This window comes from Streptomyces sp. CC224B, assembly GCF_030010595.1.
Taxonomy (GTDB): Bacteria; Actinomycetota; Actinomycetes; order Streptomycetales; family Streptomycetaceae; genus Streptomyces; species Streptomyces longispororuber.
In genome coordinates, this window is sequence record NZ_JASCXL010000064.1 from 16,982 (window position 1) to 36,596 (window position 19,615).

General features: G+C 74.3%; 16 protein-coding genes. 8 read left to right on the forward strand and 8 right to left on the reverse strand.

What is annotated here, in order from left to right; all coding sequences use genetic code 11:
• Window positions 1–424 precede the first annotated feature (424 nt).
• The 4 genes from QK440_RS24655 (at window position 425) to QK440_RS24670 (ending at window position 4,115) form a co-directional block, all read left to right on the forward strand.
• Complete coding sequence (locus tag QK440_RS24655; protein WP_282795381.1) at window positions 425–1,216, forward strand: phytanoyl-CoA dioxygenase family protein; 792 nt, start codon at window positions 425–427, stop codon at window positions 1,214–1,216.
• A gap of 116 nt (window positions 1,217–1,332) precedes the next feature.
• Complete coding sequence (locus tag QK440_RS24660) at window positions 1,333–2,127, forward strand: SAM-dependent methyltransferase (RefSeq protein WP_282795382.1); 795 nt, start codon at window positions 1,333–1,335, stop codon at window positions 2,125–2,127.
• A 174-nt stretch (window positions 2,128–2,301) separates the two neighbouring features.
• Window positions 2,302–3,705: a M20/M25/M40 family metallo-hydrolase gene (locus QK440_RS24665; protein WP_282795383.1), complete on the forward strand. Its 1,404-nt coding sequence runs from the start codon at window positions 2,302–2,304 to the stop codon at window positions 3,703–3,705.
• 203 nt (window positions 3,706–3,908) lie between these two features.
• Window positions 3,909–4,115: a hypothetical protein gene (locus QK440_RS24670; protein ID WP_282795384.1), complete on the forward strand. Its 207-nt coding sequence runs from the start codon at window positions 3,909–3,911 to the stop codon at window positions 4,113–4,115.
• Here the strand turns inward: QK440_RS24670 and QK440_RS24675 are convergent.
• From QK440_RS24675 to QK440_RS24685, 3 genes are all read right to left on the reverse strand, one after another.
• Window positions 4,078–5,229 (reverse strand): PQQ-dependent sugar dehydrogenase, encoded by a 1,152-nt coding sequence (locus QK440_RS24675; protein WP_282795385.1) that lies wholly within the window; start codon window positions 5,227–5,229, stop codon window positions 4,078–4,080. The genes QK440_RS24670 and QK440_RS24675 overlap by 38 nt on opposite strands.
• A 326-nt stretch (window positions 5,230–5,555) precedes the next feature.
• On the reverse strand, window positions 5,556–7,661 hold the full coding sequence (locus tag QK440_RS24680; protein ID WP_282795386.1) for a M6 family metalloprotease domain-containing protein: 2,106 nt from the start codon (window positions 7,659–7,661) through the stop codon (window positions 5,556–5,558).
• Window positions 7,662–8,111: 450 nt separating this feature from the next.
• Window positions 8,112–9,947: a sigma-70 family RNA polymerase sigma factor gene (locus QK440_RS24685; protein ID WP_282795387.1), complete on the reverse strand. Its 1,836-nt coding sequence runs from the start codon at window positions 9,945–9,947 to the stop codon at window positions 8,112–8,114.
• Between the two features lie 529 nt (window positions 9,948–10,476).
• On the opposite strand from QK440_RS24685, the gene QK440_RS24690 reads away from it, so the two are divergent.
• A complete protein-coding gene (locus tag QK440_RS24690; RefSeq protein WP_282795409.1) occupies window positions 10,477–11,766 on the forward strand; it encodes a S41 family peptidase in 1,290 nt (429 codons plus the stop codon).
• A gap of 81 nt (window positions 11,767–11,847) precedes the next feature.
• Entirely contained in the window at window positions 11,848–13,344 is a 1,497-nt protein-coding gene (locus QK440_RS24695) for a cellulase family glycosylhydrolase (RefSeq protein ID WP_282795388.1), read from the forward strand.
• A 126-nt stretch (window positions 13,345–13,470) separates the two neighbouring features.
• On the opposite strand, the gene QK440_RS24700 is transcribed toward QK440_RS24695, so the two are convergent.
• A complete protein-coding gene (locus QK440_RS24700; protein WP_282795389.1) occupies window positions 13,471–14,199 on the reverse strand; it encodes a Sir2 family NAD-dependent protein deacetylase in 729 nt (242 codons plus the stop codon).
• A 129-nt stretch (window positions 14,200–14,328) separates the two neighbouring features.
• On the opposite strand from QK440_RS24700, the gene QK440_RS24705 reads away from it, so the two are divergent.
• Complete coding sequence (locus QK440_RS24705; protein WP_282795390.1) at window positions 14,329–15,549, forward strand: FAD-dependent monooxygenase; 1,221 nt, start codon at window positions 14,329–14,331, stop codon at window positions 15,547–15,549.
• A gap of 93 nt (window positions 15,550–15,642) precedes the next feature.
• Here the strand turns inward: QK440_RS24705 and QK440_RS24710 are convergent, their stop codons facing one another.
• A complete protein-coding gene (locus tag QK440_RS24710) occupies window positions 15,643–15,849 on the reverse strand; it encodes an antitoxin (RefSeq protein ID WP_282795391.1) in 207 nt (68 codons plus the stop codon).
• A 118-nt stretch (window positions 15,850–15,967) separates the two neighbouring features.
• Between QK440_RS24710 and QK440_RS24715 the strand changes: the two genes are divergently transcribed.
• Window positions 15,968–16,711: a class I SAM-dependent methyltransferase gene (locus QK440_RS24715; RefSeq protein ID WP_282795392.1), complete on the forward strand. Its 744-nt coding sequence runs from the start codon at window positions 15,968–15,970 to the stop codon at window positions 16,709–16,711.
• Window positions 16,712–16,768: 57 nt separating this feature from the next.
• Here QK440_RS24715 and QK440_RS24720 read toward each other — a convergent pair whose 3' ends face one another.
• The 3 genes from QK440_RS24720 to sph all read right to left on the reverse strand — a co-directional run bounded on the left by QK440_RS24720 (window position 16,769) and on the right by sph (window position 19,245).
• On the reverse strand, window positions 16,769–17,206 hold the full coding sequence (locus QK440_RS24720) for an SRPBCC family protein (RefSeq protein WP_282795393.1): 438 nt from the start codon (window positions 17,204–17,206) through the stop codon (window positions 16,769–16,771).
• Window positions 17,207–17,267: 61 nt separating this feature from the next.
• Window positions 17,268–18,197 (reverse strand): LysR family transcriptional regulator, encoded by a 930-nt coding sequence (locus tag QK440_RS24725; RefSeq protein ID WP_282795394.1) that lies wholly within the window; start codon window positions 18,195–18,197, stop codon window positions 17,268–17,270.
• A 97-nt stretch (window positions 18,198–18,294) separates the two neighbouring features.
• On the reverse strand, window positions 18,295–19,245 hold the full coding sequence (gene sph / locus QK440_RS24730; protein WP_282795410.1) for a sphingomyelin phosphodiesterase: 951 nt from the start codon (window positions 19,243–19,245) through the stop codon (window positions 18,295–18,297).
• Between the last annotated feature and the right edge of the window lie 370 nt (window positions 19,246–19,615).

Here is a 19,615-nt window from a genome sequence, read left to right on the forward strand (position 1 = left end):
GCCGCGCCTCGGTCTGCCGTTCGGCTCGCCCTGCCCGCGCGCGGCACGGTCGTCGGGGTGCAGGTGCAGGCGCAGGTGCACGGGCAGGGGCATCGCCGCGTCGATGACCTTCGTCAGCAGGGGGAAGTGCGGCCCCCGCCACCCCCGGCCCACCAGGCCCCGCGGGTCGCGCTCCGTCAGCTCGCGCGGCGAGACCCCGCTCAGCGGCCCCTCCCGCACGCGCGCCCCGTCGCTGGCCTCCCACGTCTCGGCGATCCGCCCCGGGGGGCGGGCCGGTGCGCCCGAGCCGGTCGGGGACGGCCCGGCCATGGCCGGGGCCGGCTCCCCGGTCCACGACCCGCGACGCCGGACGCGCCTCGTACCCGACGAAGGCGGTGCGGAAAGTGTCGGGTGACCGGGGACGGTGCCGGAGCACGATGGCGGCATGGACGACACGACCTTGGTATCCCGCTTCCTCCGCGACGGCTTCGTGAAGGTGGAGGGCGCGGTCGCGCCGCGCGTGGCCGCGGACTGCGCGCGGCTGCTGTGGCGGGAGACGGGCTGCGACCCGGACGACCCCGCGACGTGGACACGGCCCGTGCACTGGGTGGGCGGCATGGCACAAGGGCCGTTCGCCGCCGCCCCCAACTCCCCGGCCCTGCACCGCGCGTACGACCTGCTCGCCGGCCCGGGACGCTGGGAGCCGCGCTACTCCCTGGGCACGTTCCCGCTGCGCTTCCCGCACGCACAGGAGCCGGACGACGCGGGCTGGCACATCGAGGGCAGCTATCTGCCGGAGGGCGAGAGCTGGCCCTTCACGAACCTGCGCTCCCGGGGCCGGGCGCTGCTGATGCTGTTCCTGTTCAGCGAGGTCGGCGAGGAGGACGCCCCGACCCGGATCCGGGTCGGCTCGCACCTGGACGCCCCGAAGGTCCTTGAGCCGTACGGGGAGGACGGGGCGAGCGGGCTGACCCTCGCCCCCGATCTGGTGGCGGCCTCCGACCACCGGCCGGTCGCCCTCGCCACCGGGTCCCCGGGCGACGTCTACCTGTGCCATCCGTTCCTGGTGCACGCGGCGCAGCCGCACCACGGGACGCGCCCGCGCTTCCTGGCCCAGCCGCCGCTGCTGCCGGCCGCGCCCTACGACCTGGAGCGGTCCGACGGCGCGTACGCACCTGTGGAGATCGCGATCCGCCGCGGTCTGGGGAAGGACACCCCCGGTCGGGAACCGGGATAAGTATCCTGGCCGCGCGCGGAGCGGGCCGGTTCCGGTTCCGGCGGTCCCTCCAGGACCGCAGGTTCCCGCGCCGGCCTTCCTGACCCACCCTCCCCGGTCGACTCCCAGGAGCCCTCATGCCGTACGACGCCTCACTCGTCAACAGCAGCGTGCCGCACTCCGCCCGCATCTGGAACTACTGGCTGGGCGGCAAGGACTGCTACGCCGTCGACCGCGAGGTGGGGGACCGGATCCGCGCGGCCAACCCGGGGATCGTGGACATCGCGCGCGCCCAGCGGGGCTTCCTCGCGCGCGCGGTGGAGTACCTCGTGCGCGAGGCGGGCGTCCGCCAGTTCCTGGACGTCGGCACGGGGCTGCCCACCGCGGACAACACCCACGAGGTCGCCCAGCGCCTCGCCCCGGAGTCACGGATCGTCTACGTCGACCACGACCCGATCGTGCTCTCCCACGCCGAGGCGCTGCTCACCAGCGCCCCCGAGGGCGCGACCGGGTACATCGACGCCGACCTGCGCGACCCCGACGCCATCCTGGAACAGGCCGCCGCCACGCTGGACTTCACCCGGCCCGTGGCCCTGCTGCTGCTCGGTATCACCGCCCACGTGACGGACGACTCCGTCTACGCGCTCGTCGGCCGCCTGGTGGACGCCCTGCCGTCGGGCAGCTACCTCGTGCTGTGCGACGACACCGAGGTGCTCGACCCCGAGCGGATGCGCGAGATGATCTCGCAGTGGAACGAGGCGAGCGACAACCCGCGCGTCAACCGCAGCCCGGAGCAGCTCGCCCGCTTCTTCGACGGCCTGGAGCTCCTGGAGCCCGGCGTGGTGTCCGTCCCGCGCTGGCGCCCCGCGCCCGGCGCGCCCCGGCCGCCCGCCGAGGTCGACGACTTCGGCGGCGTGGCGCGCAAGCCCTGACGCGCCCCTCGCGGCCCGGGGGCGGGTTCCCCGGCGGCCCGGGGCGCCTTGGCGTGGCGCGGGCCCTCTGCCCGGCCCGGGCGCGCCCCCTCATGCGGCACCGGTGGACCCGGCCGGGCGCCCGGGGCGGCGCGCATCTTGCGGGTCGGTTGTTGCGTGCATGACGATGGCGGCATGGTGAATCCGACGGGCACCCCTCGGCGTACCCTCCTCACCGGCGCGGCGGCCACGGCCGCCGCGGCCGTCGCCGTCCAGTCCACCGGTGCGGCCGCGGCGGGCAAGCGGGTCCGGCTCGCGCCGCAGCGGCCCTCGCGCGAACTGCGGGCCCTGCTGCGGGAGATCGACCACCGCCGCATCGAGGCGACCGTGCGGCGCCTGGTCGCCTTCGGCACCCGGCACACCCTCTCCGCGCAGGACGACCCCGAGCGCGGCATCGGCGCGGCCCGCGACTGGATCCTCGCGCGCATGCGGGAGTACGCCCGGGCCTCCGGCGGCCGGATGACCGTCGAGCTCCAGTCCTACGTGCAGCAGCCCGGACCCCGCATCCCGGCACCGACCCGGATCTCCAACGTCGTCGCCACCCTGCGCGGCACGACGTCCCCCGACCGCCTCTACGTGGTCTCCGGGCACTACGACTCCCGCGTCAGCGACGTCATGGACCACACCAGCGACGCCCCGGGCGCCGACGACGACGCCTCCGGGGTCGCCGTCGTCATGGAACTGGCCCGCGTCATGGCCACCCGGAGGACCGGCGCGACCCTGGTCTTCGCCGCCGTCGCGGGCGAGGAGCAGGGCCTGTACGGAGCCGCCCACCTCGCCCAGAGCTACAAGGAGCGGCGGGCCGACGTCCAGGGGATGTTCACCAACGACATCGTGGGCAGTTCCACCGCCGACGACGGCACCCGCGACCCGCACACGATCCGGCTGTTCGCCGAGGGCGTCCCCACCTCCGAGACCCCGCAGGAAGCCGAGGTCCGACGCTCCGTCGGCGGCGAGAACGACTCGCCCGCACGCCAGCTCGCCCGGTTCGTCCGGGACGTCGCCGACCCCGAGGCGACCGGGATGAAGGTCCGCGTGATCTACCGCCGCGACCGCTACCTGCGCGGCGGCGACCACATCCCGTTCCTCGAACGCGCCTATCCGGCGGCCCGGTTCACCGAACCCGCAGAGGACTACGCCCACCAGCACCAGGACGTCCGCGTCGTCGACGGCAAGCAGTACGGGGACCTGCCCGAGTTCTGCGACTTCCCGTTCATCGCGCGCGTCGCCCGGGTCAACGCCGCCGCCCTGTGGAGCCTGGCCCAGGCACCGGGCACCCCGCGCGGCGCGAGGATCCTGACGACGGCGCTGACCAACGAGACCGAACTGGTGTGGGAGCGGGGCACCGAGCCGGACCTGGCGGGCTACGAGGTGGTGTGGCGCGAGACGACCTCCCCGGAGTGGACCCACGCCACGCCGGTCGGCGACACCACCCGCCACACCGTCGACCTGTCCAAGGACAACGTGTTCTTCGGCGTCCGGGCGGTGAACCGCGCGGGCCTGCGCAGCCCGGTGGCGTTCCCGGCGCCGCAACGCTGACGGGCACGGTGCCCGGCGGTACGGGGCACTGGCGACGGCCCGCTCCGTCTCCCCGGTCCACCACCCCGGCGCCAGGGCCGGGGCGCTGGCCGCGCTGCTGCCCGCGGTACCGGAACAGCACCGGCCGGACCTGGCCGCCGAGGTGCTCCGGTCGCCGCCCGCCCAGGGCTCCGGCGACGACCACCGACGCGGGGAGACGCTTTGTGCGCTGGCCGGTTACGTCGACGAGGAGCAACAAGGGCACCGCGAACGGCCTCGCCCCGGTACGCGACCTCCTCGCGGACCTCACCCGGCCCGGCCTGCTCGCGGTGGTACGGGCCGCCGCGCCGCACGTGGGTCACCACGGCGGCATGGCGGCCGCCCAGGAGTGCGTCAGCGCGATCGAGGACGGGGCGCGCTGGTGGCCCTGAGCCCGCCGCCCGCCCCGGCGCCGGAGTACACGACGTCGACCAGCAGGACCCGGTCGTTGTTCGGTGTGGTGTCCCGGTCCGCGGACGTGGTCAGCCAGATGTCGCCGTCACGGTCGACCTCCGGGGTGCGCAGGCGGCCGTACGTGCCCGAGAAGTACGTCCTCTCGTCGACCAGGTTGGCGCCGGCGTCGATGCGCATGCGGTACAGGCGCTGGCCCCGCGTGGTGGCCACGAACACGTGGTCGTTGACGACCGTCAGGCCGCTGGGCGAGCCCGCGGACACCGGCCAGGTCTTCTTCGGCGCGATGTAACCGGCGCAACTGCCGTTGGTGCCCTCGCAGTTCGGCCAGCCGTAGTTGCCGCCCTTCTGGACGAGGTTGACCTCGTCCATGACGTTGTTGCCGAACTCCGCCTGCCACAGGCGGCCCTGCGAGTCGAAGTCCAGGCCCTGCGGATTGCGGTGGCCGATGGACCACACGGCGTTGCCGAAGGGGTTGTCCGCGGGGATCGAGCCGTCCGGGTTGATGCGCAGGATCTTGCCGTTGAGGGAGGTGCGGTCCTGCGCCAGCGCGGTGTTCTGCGCGTCGCCCATGCCGGCGTACAGCTTGCCGTCGGGGCCGAACCGCAGCCGGCCGCCGTTGTGGTAGCGGTTCTTGGCCATGCCCCTGAGGAGCACGGTGTACCCGCTGAGCCTGTTGTTCTCCAGGGTCATGCGGGCGATGCGGTTGCCCTCGGCCGCGGTGTGCAGGAAGTACAGGTAGTGGTCGGTGGCGAAGGTCGGCGAGACCTCCAGGCCCATCAGGCCGCCCTCGCCGCCCGTGGCCTGGGACTGCGGGACCCTGCCGAGGAGCGTGCGCTGGCCGGACTTGGTCAGGCGGTAGACGTTGGCGGTGTTGCGCTCGGTGTAGACCCCGGACCCGTCGGGCAGGAACGCCAGGCCCCACGGCACGTCGGCGCCGCTCGTGAGGGCGGTGACCTTGCCGGGCTCGGGGGTGCCCGGCTGGGGGGCCGGAGCCGCGTCGGCCGCGGGCAGGGCGGCACCGAGCGCGAGGGCGGTGGCCGTGGCCACCAGCACGCTGGACGTACGGGACGGGTGGCGTCGGGTGAATGACACGGTGTCCTCCAGGGAGTGGGGGGGATCGATCGGTACGTGGGGCGTGGGGGAGGGGGGATCGACGGCCCTGGCAGTTAGGAAGCCTTCCTGTGGGTGGGGCACGCTAGGAGCGTGTGGTGTACCTGTCAATGCGTGCGTTCGGCCGTTCTGTGACAGCCTCGTGAGGCGCCCGCGGACAGTCTCGTGAGGCACCTACGGACAGTCTCGTGAGGCGCCCGCGGACGGTCTCGCTAGGTGGTCGCGGACGGGTCTTGCGGGACGTTTCGGACGGTGCGTCAGGTGTGCGCCGGGCCTCACGGCGTTCGCTGAGGCCCGGCGGGCGGACCCTAGTGGTGGCCGCGCTTCTTCAGGGTGCAGACGGCCTTCGCGGACTTGCGCGGGTCGCTCTCCGACCGCGCGGTGAGCGTGACCCGGCCGTGCCGGTCGGCGTCGCGCCGCGCGGTCACGGCGACGTCGACCTCGGCGGAGTGGCCGGCCCTGGCGGTGGCGAGGCGGTTGGGCAGCCAGGCGGACCAGCCGCGCCCGGACGCCTCGGCGGAGAGGCGGTAGACGTCGGAGCGCAGGTAGCGGTCCACGTTCTCGGGGTGCCCGGAGCCCGACGGCGCCCCGCGCCCGGTGTTGGTGAGGTCGAAGGAGCACACGGCCCGGCGCTCGGCCGTGCCCTTGGCGTGCCCCCGGTCGAGCGCGACGCCCCGGCGCTGCGGGCCCGCGCCGTCGAGGGACTTGACGGCGAGGGTGTACGAGAGCACCCCGTCGCGGCGGCGGTCGATGTCGAGGACGTAGAAGTGCAGCCGGTTGGCCTCGTCGACGTACTCGTACGAGCTGCCGGAGTCGGCTCCGGCGTGCAGCAGGGCATCGCTGAGCTGCCGGTAGTCACCCATGGTGATCTTCTGGAGGGTGCCGTCGGGCCGCTTGAAGTCGACCATGTCGATGTCCTCGGGGTGCGCGTCGACCACCCACGCGAACGGCGCCCGGTCCTGGTTCTTCGTCTTGGCGAGCAGCACCCCGTGGTCGGGCGTGAAGGAGTCCATGCCCATGCGGTCCACGACCTCGACGGTGTAGTTCTCGTAGCCGCCGCCGTCGCACAGCGGGTCCCGGGCCGGGGAGCAGGCGGGGGACAGGTCGCGGCCCATGGCGATGTTGACGCCGCTGAGCCCCTTCGCGCCGGGCGGCGCTGAGCGCGCCGTCACGCGGGCCACGACGGTGCCGGAGCCCTTGAGCGCGTCCCGGTCCAGGCGCAGCACGTTCTTCTCGTCGACGATGCCGAGCTTGAGCTTGTCGCGCAGGATGTGCTGCGAGCCCATGGAGCCGCCGTTGGTGGCCGGGATGTGCCAGCGGGTGTGCGGGCCGCCCGGGCCGTTGAAGGAGCCGCGCGAGAGCATGCTCCAGATGCCGGTGTAGGCGCGGCGCAGCGGCTTGTCGTACGGGTTGTTGTAGTTGTCGCCGATCCCCAGGATGTGGCTGAGCTCGTGCGCGTACACGCCCATCCCGGAGCTCTCGGCCTGCGTCGACGAGCCGGACGTGGCGTTGGGCCAGATGCGGGCCGCCGCCGCCCAGGACGTCCACGGCACATATCGGGTGTCCGCCCAGTTGCCGCCGGAGGCGATGGGCGCGGGCGGACCCCAGGCCGGCGGCACGGCCTGGGGCGAGGCGAACTTCATCTGCCCGAACTCCTGCCACACGGACGACTCGTCCTGCCCGGCGGTGAGGAAGAAGACGAAGTCGTACTTGGCGGTCTCGCCGCTGCCCACGTCGGCGGTCCAGGCGGCCTTGCCGTCGGCGCGGATGTCCTTGTCGCAGCTCATGCGGAGGGGACACGCGCCCGGGTTCATCTGCTTGTCGATGCCGTACTGGAAGGACTTGTACGGCATGCGGTAGACGCCGAACGCGGTGAGATCGACGCCGATGCGGCCGCCGGAGTCCTCCATCCAGTACTCGTTGATGGTGTGGCCGTGGTTGAGCTTGCCCGGCTTGTTGAGCAAGTCCCGGTAGAACGAGGGAAGTCGGGAGCGCGGTATGCCGGAGGCGCTCGGCTGCGGATTGCCGAAGAGGCTGGATCCGGCCGGTTTGCTGACCGTGAACTCCTCGTCGGGGTAGTCGAGGAGCACCAGGGCGCCCTTGAAGGTGCGCCGCGTGGGCTTCAGGTCCGGGTTCGCCCAGTCGGTGCCGGGCACGGACCGGTGGTCGGCCCACGTCATGTCGTCGGGGTTCTGCCAGCGCTGCGGGTCGATGGGCTGGACGAGGGGCGGACGGCGCGTGGGCTCGGGGGCCGCCTGGGCGGGGCCGCCGGTGGCCAGGGCGGGGACGGCCAGGCCCACGAGCGCCGCGAGGAGGCCGAGGCGGCGGGCCGGGACGCGGCGCACGCGGGCGCGGCGCGGGGGCGCGGGGCGCGGGAGCGCGGAGCGCGAGGGGTGCGGACGACGGAGGAACAAGGGTCACCTCTTGCCTGATGGGGGTGGACAAGAACATGACAAGCCGTTCAGCGGTACCCTCCGCCCGGTACCTCTGGGGAGTCAACAGCCTTTCGGGACGGTTCTGCCTGGTGCGGTGGGGCGGTTCGGGCGGGTGGCCCGGGGTGCCTCCGCCGGGTGGACCGGGGCAGTTCCGCCGGTGGAACGGGAGGGCCCGCCAGGTGGCGGGGCGGGCCGACCGCCCCACGGGACGCCTGGCCGCGTGTCCGGTGCCGCGCCCGGCGGGGCGACGGGACGACGCCCGTGCCCCACCAGGGGGTGCGGGGCCCGGCCGGTCAGCGAGGCCGACCGGTCACCTTGGCCGACCGGTCAGTGGCACTGGCCGGTCAGTGGGACTGGCCGGTCACCGAAGCCGACCGGTCGGCCAGACAGGCCGATCGGCGGGCCCGGCCGACCGGCCGGGCCGTCCGGTCAGCGCGCCCCGAAGTTCTGCGTCCACCAAGGGCCGCCGGAGCCTTCCTCGATCCCCACGCCGAGCTCCTTGAAGGAGCAGTTGAGGATGTTCGCGCGGTGGCCGTCGCTGTTCATCCAGGACTTCATCACCGCGGCGGCGGACTGCTGGCCCCGGGCGATGTTCTCGCCGTAGGTGCTCCACTTGTAGCCCGCCGCAGTGATCCGCTGACCGGGGTCGGTGCCGTCGGGCGAGGTGTGGTCGAAGTAGTTGCGCGCCCGCATGTCCGCCGAGTGCCGCTGCGCGGCGGTGGCGAGCTTGCTGTTGTGCGTGAGTGGCCCGCACCCGGCCTTGGCCCGTTCGGCGTTCACCAGGCTCAGGACCTGCCGCGCCTTCGACCCGGACGGCGCCGCCGGGGCGGGTGCCTTCCGGGTGGGGCGGGGCGCGGTGGGCGTCGTGGCAGGGGTGGGCCGCGCGGGCTTCCCCGCCTTCTTGCGGTCCGCGCGCGTGGGACTCTTGGCCGGTTCGGACTTCTTCGACTTCTCGCCCTTCTCGTCCTCGTCGGCCTTCGCGTCCTTCTCCGGCTTCTTGGACTTCTCGGCCTTCTCCGACTTCGACGGCGACGCGGAGGCCGACGGGCTCGACGCGTCCTCGGCCGACGGCGACAGGGAGGACTCGTCCGACTTCAGCGCCACCGCCGAGCCCTTGTCGGAGGAGTCGGGGGAGTCGTCGGCGAGCTGCATGGCGCCGATCAGCGCGGCGATGGCCGTGACCCCGGCACCCGCGCCCACCGCCTGCCGCCGCCGTCGTACGCTGCGCCGCCCCTGCCGCAGCCGGGCCCGGGACCCGGGGGCCCCGGCCGGGGAGATCGCCGTCACCGGGTCGGCGCCGTCGCCGGGGACCGCGGAGGCCGCGCCCGGGCCGTCGCCGGGGGAGGCTTGACCGTACGCGGGCAGCGCCTGCGTGGCGGGCTCGCCGTGCGGCGCGTACGCCGTGGCCGCCAGGTCGCCGGGCCCGGCCGCCGACCCGAGACCGGCTTCGGCCCCGGCGCCCGGGAGCCGCCCCGCCCCCATGGCCAGCAGCGGCGGTACGAGCGCGATCCCGGCGAGCAGCCCCTCCGCGGGCGTCAGGCGCGCGCCGAGGCCCGAGCAGGCCGCGCAGTCCCGGGTGTGCCGGACGAGCCGCTTGCGCCACAGCGCGGACGGCGCCCCGTCCCAGGGCGCGGTCAGGGCGGCCAGCTCGGGGCAGCGGGGCTCGGCGGCCAGCGCGCGGACGACGACCCGCGCCGCCTCGAGCTGGGCCTTCATACGCTGCACGCGCACAGCGGTGTGCTCCGGGGTCAGCTCCAGCGCCCGCGCGACCTCGTCGCGGGACAGCTCACCGGCGGCTTCCAGCCACCACAGCGCGAGCAGCTCCCGGTGGTCGTCGTCCATCCAGCGGGTGGCCTGCGCGACCTCCTTGCGCTCCCCGGAGAGACCGAGCCTGAGGATCGTGACGTCCGTGAAGTCCCCGCCCGGGGCCGGGACGTCGTACACGTCCTGCAGACTGCCGGCGACGGGCGCCGACCGCTGGTGGCGCCGGGTCTCGTTCATCGTGATGGCGACGAGCCAGGACCGGAACGAGGCCGGGTCGCGCAGGCCGGGCAGGCCGCGCAGCATCCGCACCATGATGTCCTGCACCAGGTCGTCGACGTCGGCGTGGCCGCGCAGGGCCCGTCCGACGATGTTGTAGACGAGCGGCAGACAGGCGGCGACCAGCCGGTCCTGGGCCCGCGGGTCCCCGGCGCGGCCCGCGACGACCAGAGCCGTCAGCCCGGCGCCGTCCCCTTGTTGCGGCTCCCACTGATCGTGCTGCACGACACATCTCCTGTCCTGATCGGTACGTGGTGCTGGGTACGCCCACTGCCTTGGAGATCCTGCGGGGCGGAGGCGGATAACAGAAACAGCGCGGATCACTTTGAGATCTGACTCACGTCGGCCGAACACCCCTCCCTTCCGGCTCCGGCTCCGGCTCAAGCTCCGACTCCGACCCCGACTCCAGCTCCGACTCCGGCTCAAGCTCCGGCCCGCGTCCGCCGGTGGCTCCCTCCCGGCGGGGGTCACCCCCACCCCCGGCCCACCGGGCAGCCGGATGGCGGCCCCCGTACCGCATCCGGGAACGTGGTGCGCGCAGCGATCGCTCCACCGACCGGAAGGCCCGACCGTGCGCCTCGCCCCTGCCCCTGCCACCGCCACCGCAGTCGTCCTGGCCCTCGCCGCGGGAGTGGCGGCAGCCGCCCCGAGCACCGGCGACCGGCAGCAGCCCACCGCGGAGAGACGCCCCGCCGCGGCCGAGGGGCAGTCGGACAGGGCCGGGGGACGGCCGGTCAGCGACGGCTTCTGGCGCATGGACGGCTACGGCACCGTCCTGTCGCTCCACGACGGCACCCTGCGGGAGTACCAGACCACCTCCGTGAGCTGTCTCAAGGGCGACACCGCCCGGCGTACGGGCCCCGGCCGCTACACCACGCCCGACGGCACCGTCCTGACCGTCCGTACCCGGCAGGGCAGGGACCACGCGTCCATGAGCGCCCACAGCAGCGTGGGCCACCGCGCACTGCGGCGCGTGGCGGCGCTGCCCGCCGCGTGCGCGCGCCCCGCGCCGAAGGACCCGCGGGCCGCCTTCGACGTCTTCTGGCAGTCCTTCGCGGAGAACTACCCGTTCTTCGCCGCCAAGGGGATCGACTGGAACGCCGTACGGGACCGGTACCGGCCCCGGGTGCACCGGGACACCACACGGGACGAACTGTTCGCGGTCTTCAGCGAGATGGTGGAGCCCCTGTACGACGCCCACGTCGCCGTCATGGACGGCGACCGCGTCTTCGCCGGGGTGCGCCCGGGGACCGTCATGCCCTCACAGGAACTGGACACGAAGGTCAAGAAGTTCATCGAGCGGCGCGACCTGAAGGACGCCACCCACCGTCAGGACTTCGCCCAGGGCCGGATCACCTACGCCGACCTGCCCGGCGGCCAGGGCTACCTCCGGATCTCCGGCTTCGCCGGGTACGTGCCCGACGGCCCGTTCGCCGCGCACCGGGCCGAGCTCGACCGGGCGCTCGACACCGTCCTCACCAAGGACCGCGTCCGGCGCCTGAAGGGCCTGGTCATCGACCTGCGCGTCAACGGCGGCGGCTCCGACGCCCTGGGCCTGCGCATCGCCGAGCGCCTCACGGACACGCCCTACCTCGCGTACGCCAAGCGCGCCCGCAACGACCCCGCCGACCCCACCCGGCACACCCGCCCCGAGCCCCTCCGCGTCCGACCCGCCGACGCGCCCCGCTACACCGGGCCGATCGCGCTCCTGACCGGTGGCTCCACGGTCAGCGCGGGGGAGACCTTCACCCAGGCCCTGATGGACCGCCCGGGCCGGACCGTACGCGTGGGACAGCCGACCCAAGGGGTCTTCTCGGACGTGCTGGCCCGCGCCCTGCCCAACGGCATGTCCGTATGGCTGCCGAACGAGGAGTTCCTCACCCGCGCGGGCCGCACCTTCGACGGCACCGGCATCCCGCCCCACCTGAGCGAACCGGTCTTCACCGGCGAGGAGTTCGCCGAGAACCGCGACTCCGCGTTCGATCGGGCCCGGCGCGTGCTGCGCGCCACCACGGCGGACAGCCGCCCACCGCGCACCTCTTGATGGTTCGTCAGACGGCCGGTTGGATGGCGCGGACCACGCTGGACACCCACGGCGTCCCTGTCGACCACCGGAGGTCCGCCCATGGCCCCGCGCCGCGCGCACCGCCTCGCCCCCGCCGTGCTCCTCGCCGCCGCCCTGCTGGTCGGCGCGCTCACCCCCACGGCCGAGGCCCGGCCCACGGACACGTACGCGCGGGGCGAGCCGGTGGCGGACGCCGGACCCGTCACGGCGCACACCGCGCCCCCCGCGCCCGCCACCGGCATCCCGCGCCTCACCGACCGCCGCGGCCGCGCCCTCACCCTGCGTGGCTGGAACGTCGAGGACAAGGTCCACCACGGCGCCGAGGCGCTCAGCGCGATCACCGAACGCCACTTCAGGGACCTGCGCGCCCAGGGCTTCAACTTCGCCCGCCTGCTGGTCTTCTGGGACGACCTGGAGCCCCGGCGCGGTCACTACAGCACCTCGTACCTGCGCAAGATCCGGCGCGTGCTCGACTGGGCGCACCGGCACCGGATCCACGTCGTGCTCGACGCCCACCAGGACGTCTTCGGGCCCGCCTTCGGCCACCGCGGGATCCCCCGGTGGGCGACGCGCACCGACGGCCTGCCCTTCACCCCGCACCCGGACGACTGGTTCGCCGAGTACTTCGAGCCCGCCGTCCAGCGCGCCTTCACCCACCTCTACGAGGACGCGGACCTGCGGACCGCGCAGGCCCGCATGTGGCGCCTGCTCGCCGACCGCTTCGGCGGCCACCCGGCGGTGCTCGGCTACGACCTGATCAACGAGCCGATGGGGGAGCTGCGTCCCGGCGAGGACCTGGCCACCGCCGCCCGCCGCATCGAGGCCACCCAGCTCACGCCCCTGTACCGACGCCTCGCCGAGGCCGTCCGCAGCCGCGACCGCTCCACCTGGCTGTTCGTCGAACCGACCCCGATCGTCGGCGAAGGCGTCCCCACCGGCCTCGGCCGCGTCGACGACGAGCGGGTCGTGTACGCGCCGCACTTCTACAACACCGCGATGGAGGCGGGCGCCGACTACGATCCCGCGGCGGGCTGGATCGAGGCGTACGAGCGGGCCGTCACCGCCTACCCGCGCCGGTACGGCCTGCCCGTCGTGGTGGGGGAGTGGGGCCCCCTGAACAGCGGCCTGCCGAACATGCCCCGCTTCTACGACGACGCCCTCGCCTCGCTCAACCGCTACACCTCCGGCTGGGCGGGCTATGTGTGGTGCTACGGCGGCGGCTACTGCGCGCTCGACCGCGAGGGCCGCTTCCGCCCGCCGAAGGAGCGCACGGCCACGCCCTACGCGCCCGCCGTCGCCGGAGCCGTCCGCCAGGACGCCTATGACCCGGCCACCGGCGCGTACCGCCTCACCTACCGGACCACGGGCCGCCCCGGCACCACGGAGCTGTCCCTGCCGCCGACGGCCAGGGGCTGGCGCGTCGAGGTCTCCGGGCGGGGTGCGCACGCCGACGCGGACGGCGTCCCCGCGGGGGAGGCGAGCCGCGTGCGGGTGCGGGCGGAGCGCCGGACGGTGGTGGAGGTGAAGGTGACACCGGGCCCGGTTCGCCGTTCCTGACCGCCGGGGCCGGGGTGCCGTTCCCGACCGCCGAGGCCGGGGCCGGGACCCGGGCACCGTTCCCGACCGCCGGGGCCGGGCGGCGCCTCCGGCCGCCCCCGGGCCGGCGGCCCCGCGCGGCAGCCCTCAGGCCGCCGCCAGCCCCCGCAGCAGCGCGGGCAGCGCCGTCCCGATCGGCTCGCGCACCACCTCGTCGGCCTGGTCGTCGTACGGGGTCGGCTCGGCGTTGACGATGACGAGGCGCGCCCCGTAGTCGGCGGCCATGCCTGCGAGGCCCGCCGCGGGCTGCACCTGGAGGCTGGTGCCGACCGCGACGAACACGTCGCAGGCCTTCGTGATCGCCACGGCGTCACCGAGCACCGCCGGGTCGAGGCTCTCACCGAACATCACCGTCGCGGACTTGAGGATGCCGCCGCACGCCGTGCACGGCGGGTCCGCCTCGCCCGCGTCGACCCGGGCGAGCGCCTCCTCCATCGGCCCCCGCGCGTGACAGGCCGTGCACACCACCGACCGCGCGGAGCCGTGCAGTTCGAGCACCTTCCGCTCCGGCATCCCGGCCACCTGGTGCAGCCCGTCCACGTTCTGCGTGATCACCCGCACCGGCACCCCGGAGCGCTCCAGGTCGACCACCGCGTGGTGGGCCGCGTTGGGACGCGCCTGCAACGCCTGGTTCTCCCGCCGCATCCGCCACGACCGGCGCCGGATCTCCGGATCGCTCATGTAGTACTCGTACGTCACGAGCTTCTCGGCTTCCGGATCGCGCCGCCACAGGCCGTTCGGCCCGCGGTAGTCGGGTATGCCGGAGTCCGTGGAGATCCCGGCTCCGCTGAGCAGGGCGACGAGGGGCTGGCTCATGACGCCGAGCCTAGACCCCGGCCCCGGCGCACCGTCCGGACGGCTGCCCCGCTCGTGGTCATTAGTCACATTTGCCCTCCATCCTGCTACTCTCTGTGGTCACTCCGTCATCATGAGCAACTTGCAGAGGTGTACGTGAAGGTCGCCTGCGTCGGCGGTGGGCCCGCCGGACTGTATCTGTCCATCCTGGTGAAGCGGCAGGACCCGGCCGCCGAGGTCACCGTGTACGAGCGCAATCCGGAGGGGTCGACCTACGGCTGGGGCGTCACCTACTGGCGCGGGCTGCTCGACAAGCTCCGGGAGCACGACCCCGCGTCCGCGCGCGCCGTCGAGGAGCACTCCGTCCGCTGGCGCGACGGCGTGGCCCACGTCGGGGACATGACGGCGCGTCACCGCGGCGACGAGGGCTTCGGCATCGGCCGCCACCGGCTGCTCGAACTCCTCGCCGCGCGGGCGAGGGAACTCGGCGTCCGCCTGGAGTTCGGCCGCGAAATCACCGCCGCCGACCTGCCCCTCGACGCCGACCTGGTCGTCGCGGGCGACGGTCTGCACAGCGCCCTGCGCGGCGCGGGCGCCGACCACCACGGCACCCGCGTCACCGCGGGGCGCAACCGCTACATCTGGCTCGGCACCACCAGGGTCTTCGACGCGTTCACCTTCGCCTTCGTGAAGACCGAGCACGGCTGGATCTGGTGCTACGGGTACGGCTACGGCCCCGAGGGCAGCACCTGCGTCGTCGAGTGCGCCCCCGAGACGTGGACCGGGCTCGGCCTCGACCGCGCCGACGACGCCGAGGGCCTCACCCTGCTGGAGAAGCTCTTCGCCCACGTCCTGGACGGGCACCCCCTCATGGGCCGCCCCACGGCCGACGGCAGATCCCAGTGGCTGACCTTCCAGACCCTCACCAACCAGCACTGGTACCGCGACAACGTCGTCCTCCTCGGCGACGCCGCGCACACCACGCACTACTCGATCGGGGCGGGCACCACCCTCGCCCTGGAGGACGCCATCGCGCTCGCCACCGCCCTGCGCGGCCACGCCGAACTCCCGCGCGCCCTCGCCGCCTACCAGGACGAACGCAAGGCCGCCCTGCTCTCCCTGCAGAGCGCGGCCCGCTACAGCGCCCAGTGGTACGAGAACCTGCCCCGCTACATCGACCTGCCCCCGCACCGCATGTTCGCCCTCCTCGGCCAGCGCCACTCGCCGCTGCTGCCCTACGTCCCGCCCCAGCTCTACTACGGCCTGGACAAGGTCGCCGGCCAGGTGAAGGTGTTGCGCCAGTTCAAGCGCTGGCTGGGCCCCAAGCTCGCCCGGAGCGCGCACACGCGGACCTCGCCGGGCGGCGACTAGCGCCACGCCGCGGGGCCCGCGGGCGCGGGGCACGTGGGCGCGGGGCACGTGGCGGTCCGGGCCGGAACCCGGCCCGGACCGCCCGGGCCCCGTTCAGGTCTGCGGGGGGTTGTCCTGGCCCTTGCCCTGCTCCCGGTCCGCGCCGAGCTGCTGCCGCAGCTTCTCCTGCGCGGTGTCGACCTGGCTGCTGTACTTGCCCTGCGTCCTGTCGTCGACGAAGTCACCCGCCTTGTCGACGCCCTGACCGGCCTTGTCCTCGTGGCCCTTCATCATCTGCTTGAGCTTGTCCATCACAGACATGGGCTGTCTCCTCGCTGTGTCGCCCCTGTCTCCAGGTTCACCGCGCCCCGCCCGATCCGCATCCCGTGCGCCGGAAAATCCCGTGCGGCGCCGCCGCCCCGCCCGTTACCGTCCGGGCATGCCCCCTGAGGACGACGGATTCTTCGCGGAGGACGTCGCCGCGACGTACGACGCGTCAGCGGCCGACATGTTCCGGCCGGACGTGCTGGACCCGGTGGTCGACGTCCTGGCGGACCTGGCGGGCGACGGGCCCGCCCTGGAGTTCGGCGTCGGCACGGGACGCGTCGCGCTGCCGCTGGCCCGCCGCGGCGTCCCGGTGCACGGCATCGACCTGTCCCGCGCCATGACGGCCCGGCTGCGGGCGAAGCCGGGCGGTGACCGCGTCGGCGTGACCGTCGGCGACTTCGCCACCACCCGCGTCGCGGGCACGTACGCCGTCGTCTACCTCGTCTTCAACACCATCAACAACCTCACCACCCAGGACGCCCAGGTCGCCTGCTTCCGCAACGCCGCCGCCCATCTGCGCCCCGGCGGGACCTTTGTCGTCGAGGTCGGAGTGCCCGACCTGCGCCGGCTGCCGCCCGGCCAGAGCGCGGTGCCGTTGCACATCAGTGCCACCGGGTGGGCGTTCGACACCTACGACGTGGCCACGCAGGCGATGAGCTCGCACTACGTCACCCTCACCGACGGCCGCGCCGAGCACCGCTCCATCCCGTTCCGGTACGTGTGGCCCGCCGAACTGGACCTGATGGCGCGCCTCGCCGGACTGCGGCTGCGCGACCGCTGGCAGGACTGGACCGGGGCGCCGTTCACGAGCGAGAGCACCGAGCACGTCTCGGTGTGGGAGAAGACGGCCGCCTGACGGAACCGGCGCACGGACGGCGCCCCGAAGGAACCGCCCGGCCGGCCCGGGAGCGTCTCACCGCCCGGCCAGGAGCATGCCGACCGTCCGCCCGAACAGCCACGACGCCGCCCGCCCCACCACCGGGTCGAGCAGGCGCGGCAGCCACCGCACCCGCAGCTCCTCCCGCCACACCACGTGCGCGCCCCCGCCGGCCGCCGGTGCCACCTCTATCTCGGCCCACCCGAGGACGACCGCGCCGCGCTTGGCCAGGCGGCACGACCCGCGTCCACCGTCCGGCACCTGCCAGGCCACGACCTCCATCGGGTCGTCGAAGGCCAGCGGCCCGAGCCCCGTACGCGCCGTGACGAGGTCGCCCCGGCCGCGCGGAGCGGCGCGCCGGACCGTGACGGTGGTCAAGGGGATGGTGCGGCCGTGCCGCTCCCAGTCCGTCAGCCGCCGCCACGCCTCGTCGGGGCCGAGGGACGTCGTACGGACGATACGGAAGCGCGCCATGGCTCGATCGTAGGCCGCCGGGCCGCGCCCCGGCCCCTGGGAACCGGCCGGACCCGGGGCGTCAGCGTGCCCACTCCGGCCTCCAGGTCCCGTCGTCCCCCTCCCCGGGCCGCGCCGGTGCGAGGTGGCCGCGCAGCGCGGCCAGGGCCGGATGCGGGTTGTCGGCGTGCCACAGCAGGGAGTGCGGGTACACCGGCGTGGGGTCACGCAGGGGGATGAGCCGCATGTCGTGACCGACGGGCCAGACCAGAGGCGTGCGCTCGCTGAGGAACGTCGCGAGCGTCGCGGAGTCCGCGATCGTGTCGAGCAGGGCCTCGACGCCGAAGTCCGGCCCGATGGTGTCGATGGTCAGGCCGAAGGCCGCGGCGAGCGCGTCGTAGTACGCGGCCCACTCCGTGCCCGGCGCGTTGCTCGGCATCCAGATGCGGTGCCCGGCGAGATCGGCGAGCGCGACCGCCTCCGCGGCGGCGAACGGGTGGGCGGGCCCGGTGAACAGCCGCAGCGGCTCGTCCAGGACGGGCAGCGCCCTGATGCCCTCCGGGAGCCGCCGCCCCGGCATCGTCACGGCGCGGAACGTCGCGTCGATGGTGCCCGCCGCGAGCGCCTCCACGGCCGCGTCGGCGCCGTACAGCGTGACGACGTCGAGCTCGACGTCCGGGTGCGCGCGGTGGAAGTCGCGCACCAGGCCCGCGGTCGCGGCGCGCCGGCCGACCACGTCGACGCGCAGGGCCCGCCGGCCCGGGCGCACGGAGGCCGCCGCGCGCTCCTCGGCCAGGAGCAGCGCCCGGGCGTGCGGCAGGAACGCCTGCCCGTCGATGGTGAGCCGGGCCCCGCGCGGGGTGCGGGCGAAGAGCCGCACTCCGAGGTCGTCCTCCAGCGCGGCGACACGCTTGGAGACGGCCTGCTGCGTGAGCGACAGATCGGCGGCGGCCTTCTGGAACTGCCCGGACTCCGCGACGGCGACGAAGGTGCGTACGGCGTTGAGATCCACGCCGGAGACCCTAGCCGCACAACCGGCCGTTGTGGCGCCGGCCGGAAGCCGGGGCCCGCTGGACCGGAGTCCGGCCGGGCCCCGGCGGGCGCTCACGTCAGCCGCCCACCACCGGATAGTGGTCCGACAGGTTGGTGTACGTGTACTCCTTGCCCCAGCTCGACACCGTCCAGGGGGCGCTGCGCTCCTTGACGACCTCGTTCGTCCAGGACGCGGGGCGGGCGTGGCCCGTGCGGTGCAGCACGTGGTCGAGGTCCTCGCGGGGGTCGTCGGGGTAGCGCTCGGCGGCGATCGAGTTGTCCCGCGTGTCGAAGGAGTACGGGTGCCCCGTCCGCGCGTCGGGAGCGGCGAGCCCCGCGTCGGCGAGCATCGCGGCGTACTCGCCGCTGTGCCGGTCCACGTTGAGGTCGCCCGCCACCAGGACCTGCTCGGACGCCGGGATGCGCTTGGCGTCCAGGAACGCGTCGAGCTCCTTGAACTGCCGGGCGCGCGTGGCCGCCGCCTCACCCGCCGCGCAGCCCGGGTCGGTGGACTGGGCGTGCGTGCCCACCACGTGCACCCTGGTGCCCCTGACGTCCAGGACGGCGTACACGAACCCCTTGTTGGAGTAGGAGTCGGAGCCGCAGGCGTCCTTGTAGACGTACTGCTCCTTGCGCACGACGGGCCACTTGCTCAGGACCGCCACACCGCCGTCCTCCGGGGTCAGCGCGGAGTAGGCGCCGCCGGTGGCGTCCCACCCGGACGTGCCGCGCCCCAGCACCGGCGTCTGGTGCGGGTAGAGCGAGGCGGCGTTCTTCCGCAGGGCGTCGGAGGAGGAGTTGTCGAACACCTCCTGGAGCACCACGACGTCGTTGCCGCGGAAGAAGCCGGCGGCGGGTATCGCCTTGGCGCGGTGGTCCTGCCCCCAGTTCGGGTAGAGGGACTTGCTGAACAAGAAGGCGTTGTACGAGAGCACCTTCAGGCGGGGCACGTCGGCGGCCGTCGCGCTCGGGGCCGTCGCGGTCAGCGTGGCCGTCGCGGCGAGGGCCACGGCGGCACAGACGCCCAGGCGGGCACGCGGCGTGGTGTGGGACACGGGGGTTCTCCCTGGGGGGGCGGGGCGGGGACGGGGCCGGTGGGACGCACCGGCGCCGTCATCCAAGACGCCGCGGGTGACGCCCCGTTGTCCCGGAGGTGATCATGCGGTGAGCGGCACGGCGCGGTCCGGCACCCCTGGCGCGGTCCGGCACCCCTGCGCGTGCGCCGCCGCACGGATATGCCGCCCGACGCGGCGAGGCCCCCGCCGCGCCACCTCACCGCCGCCTCGCCACCAGGCGCCCACCGCGCCACCTCACCGCCGCCCCGCCATCAGACATCCACCGAGCCCCCGGCCCCCGCTTCCCGGCTCCGTACGGCGTCGGCCCCGTACGGCGTCCCGG

Excerpts from the sequence above, each read along its gene's own strand:
- QK440_RS24655 (WP_282795381.1), top strand. The coding sequence starts at position 425 with ATGGACGACACGACCTTGGTATCCCGCTTCCTCCGCGACGGCTTCGTG.
- QK440_RS24660 (WP_282795382.1), top strand. The coding sequence starts at position 1,333 with ATGCCGTACGACGCCTCACTCGTCAACAGCAGCGTGCCGCACTCCGCC.
- QK440_RS24665 (WP_282795383.1), top strand. The coding sequence starts at position 2,302 with ATGGTGAATCCGACGGGCACCCCTCGGCGTACCCTCCTCACCGGCGCG.
- QK440_RS24690 (WP_282795409.1), top strand. The coding sequence starts at position 10,477 with ATGGACGGCTACGGCACCGTCCTGTCGCTCCACGACGGCACCCTGCGG.
- QK440_RS24695 (WP_282795388.1), top strand. The coding sequence starts at position 11,848 with ATGGCCCCGCGCCGCGCGCACCGCCTCGCCCCCGCCGTGCTCCTCGCC.
- QK440_RS24700 (WP_282795389.1), bottom strand. The coding sequence starts at position 14,199 with ATGAGCCAGCCCCTCGTCGCCCTGCTCAGCGGAGCCGGGATCTCCACG.
- QK440_RS24710 (WP_282795391.1), bottom strand. The coding sequence starts at position 15,849 with ATGTCTGTGATGGACAAGCTCAAGCAGATGATGAAGGGCCACGAGGAC.
- QK440_RS24715 (WP_282795392.1), top strand. The coding sequence starts at position 15,968 with ATGCCCCCTGAGGACGACGGATTCTTCGCGGAGGACGTCGCCGCGACG.
- QK440_RS24720 (WP_282795393.1), bottom strand. The coding sequence starts at position 17,206 with ATGGCGCGCTTCCGTATCGTCCGTACGACGTCCCTCGGCCCCGACGAG.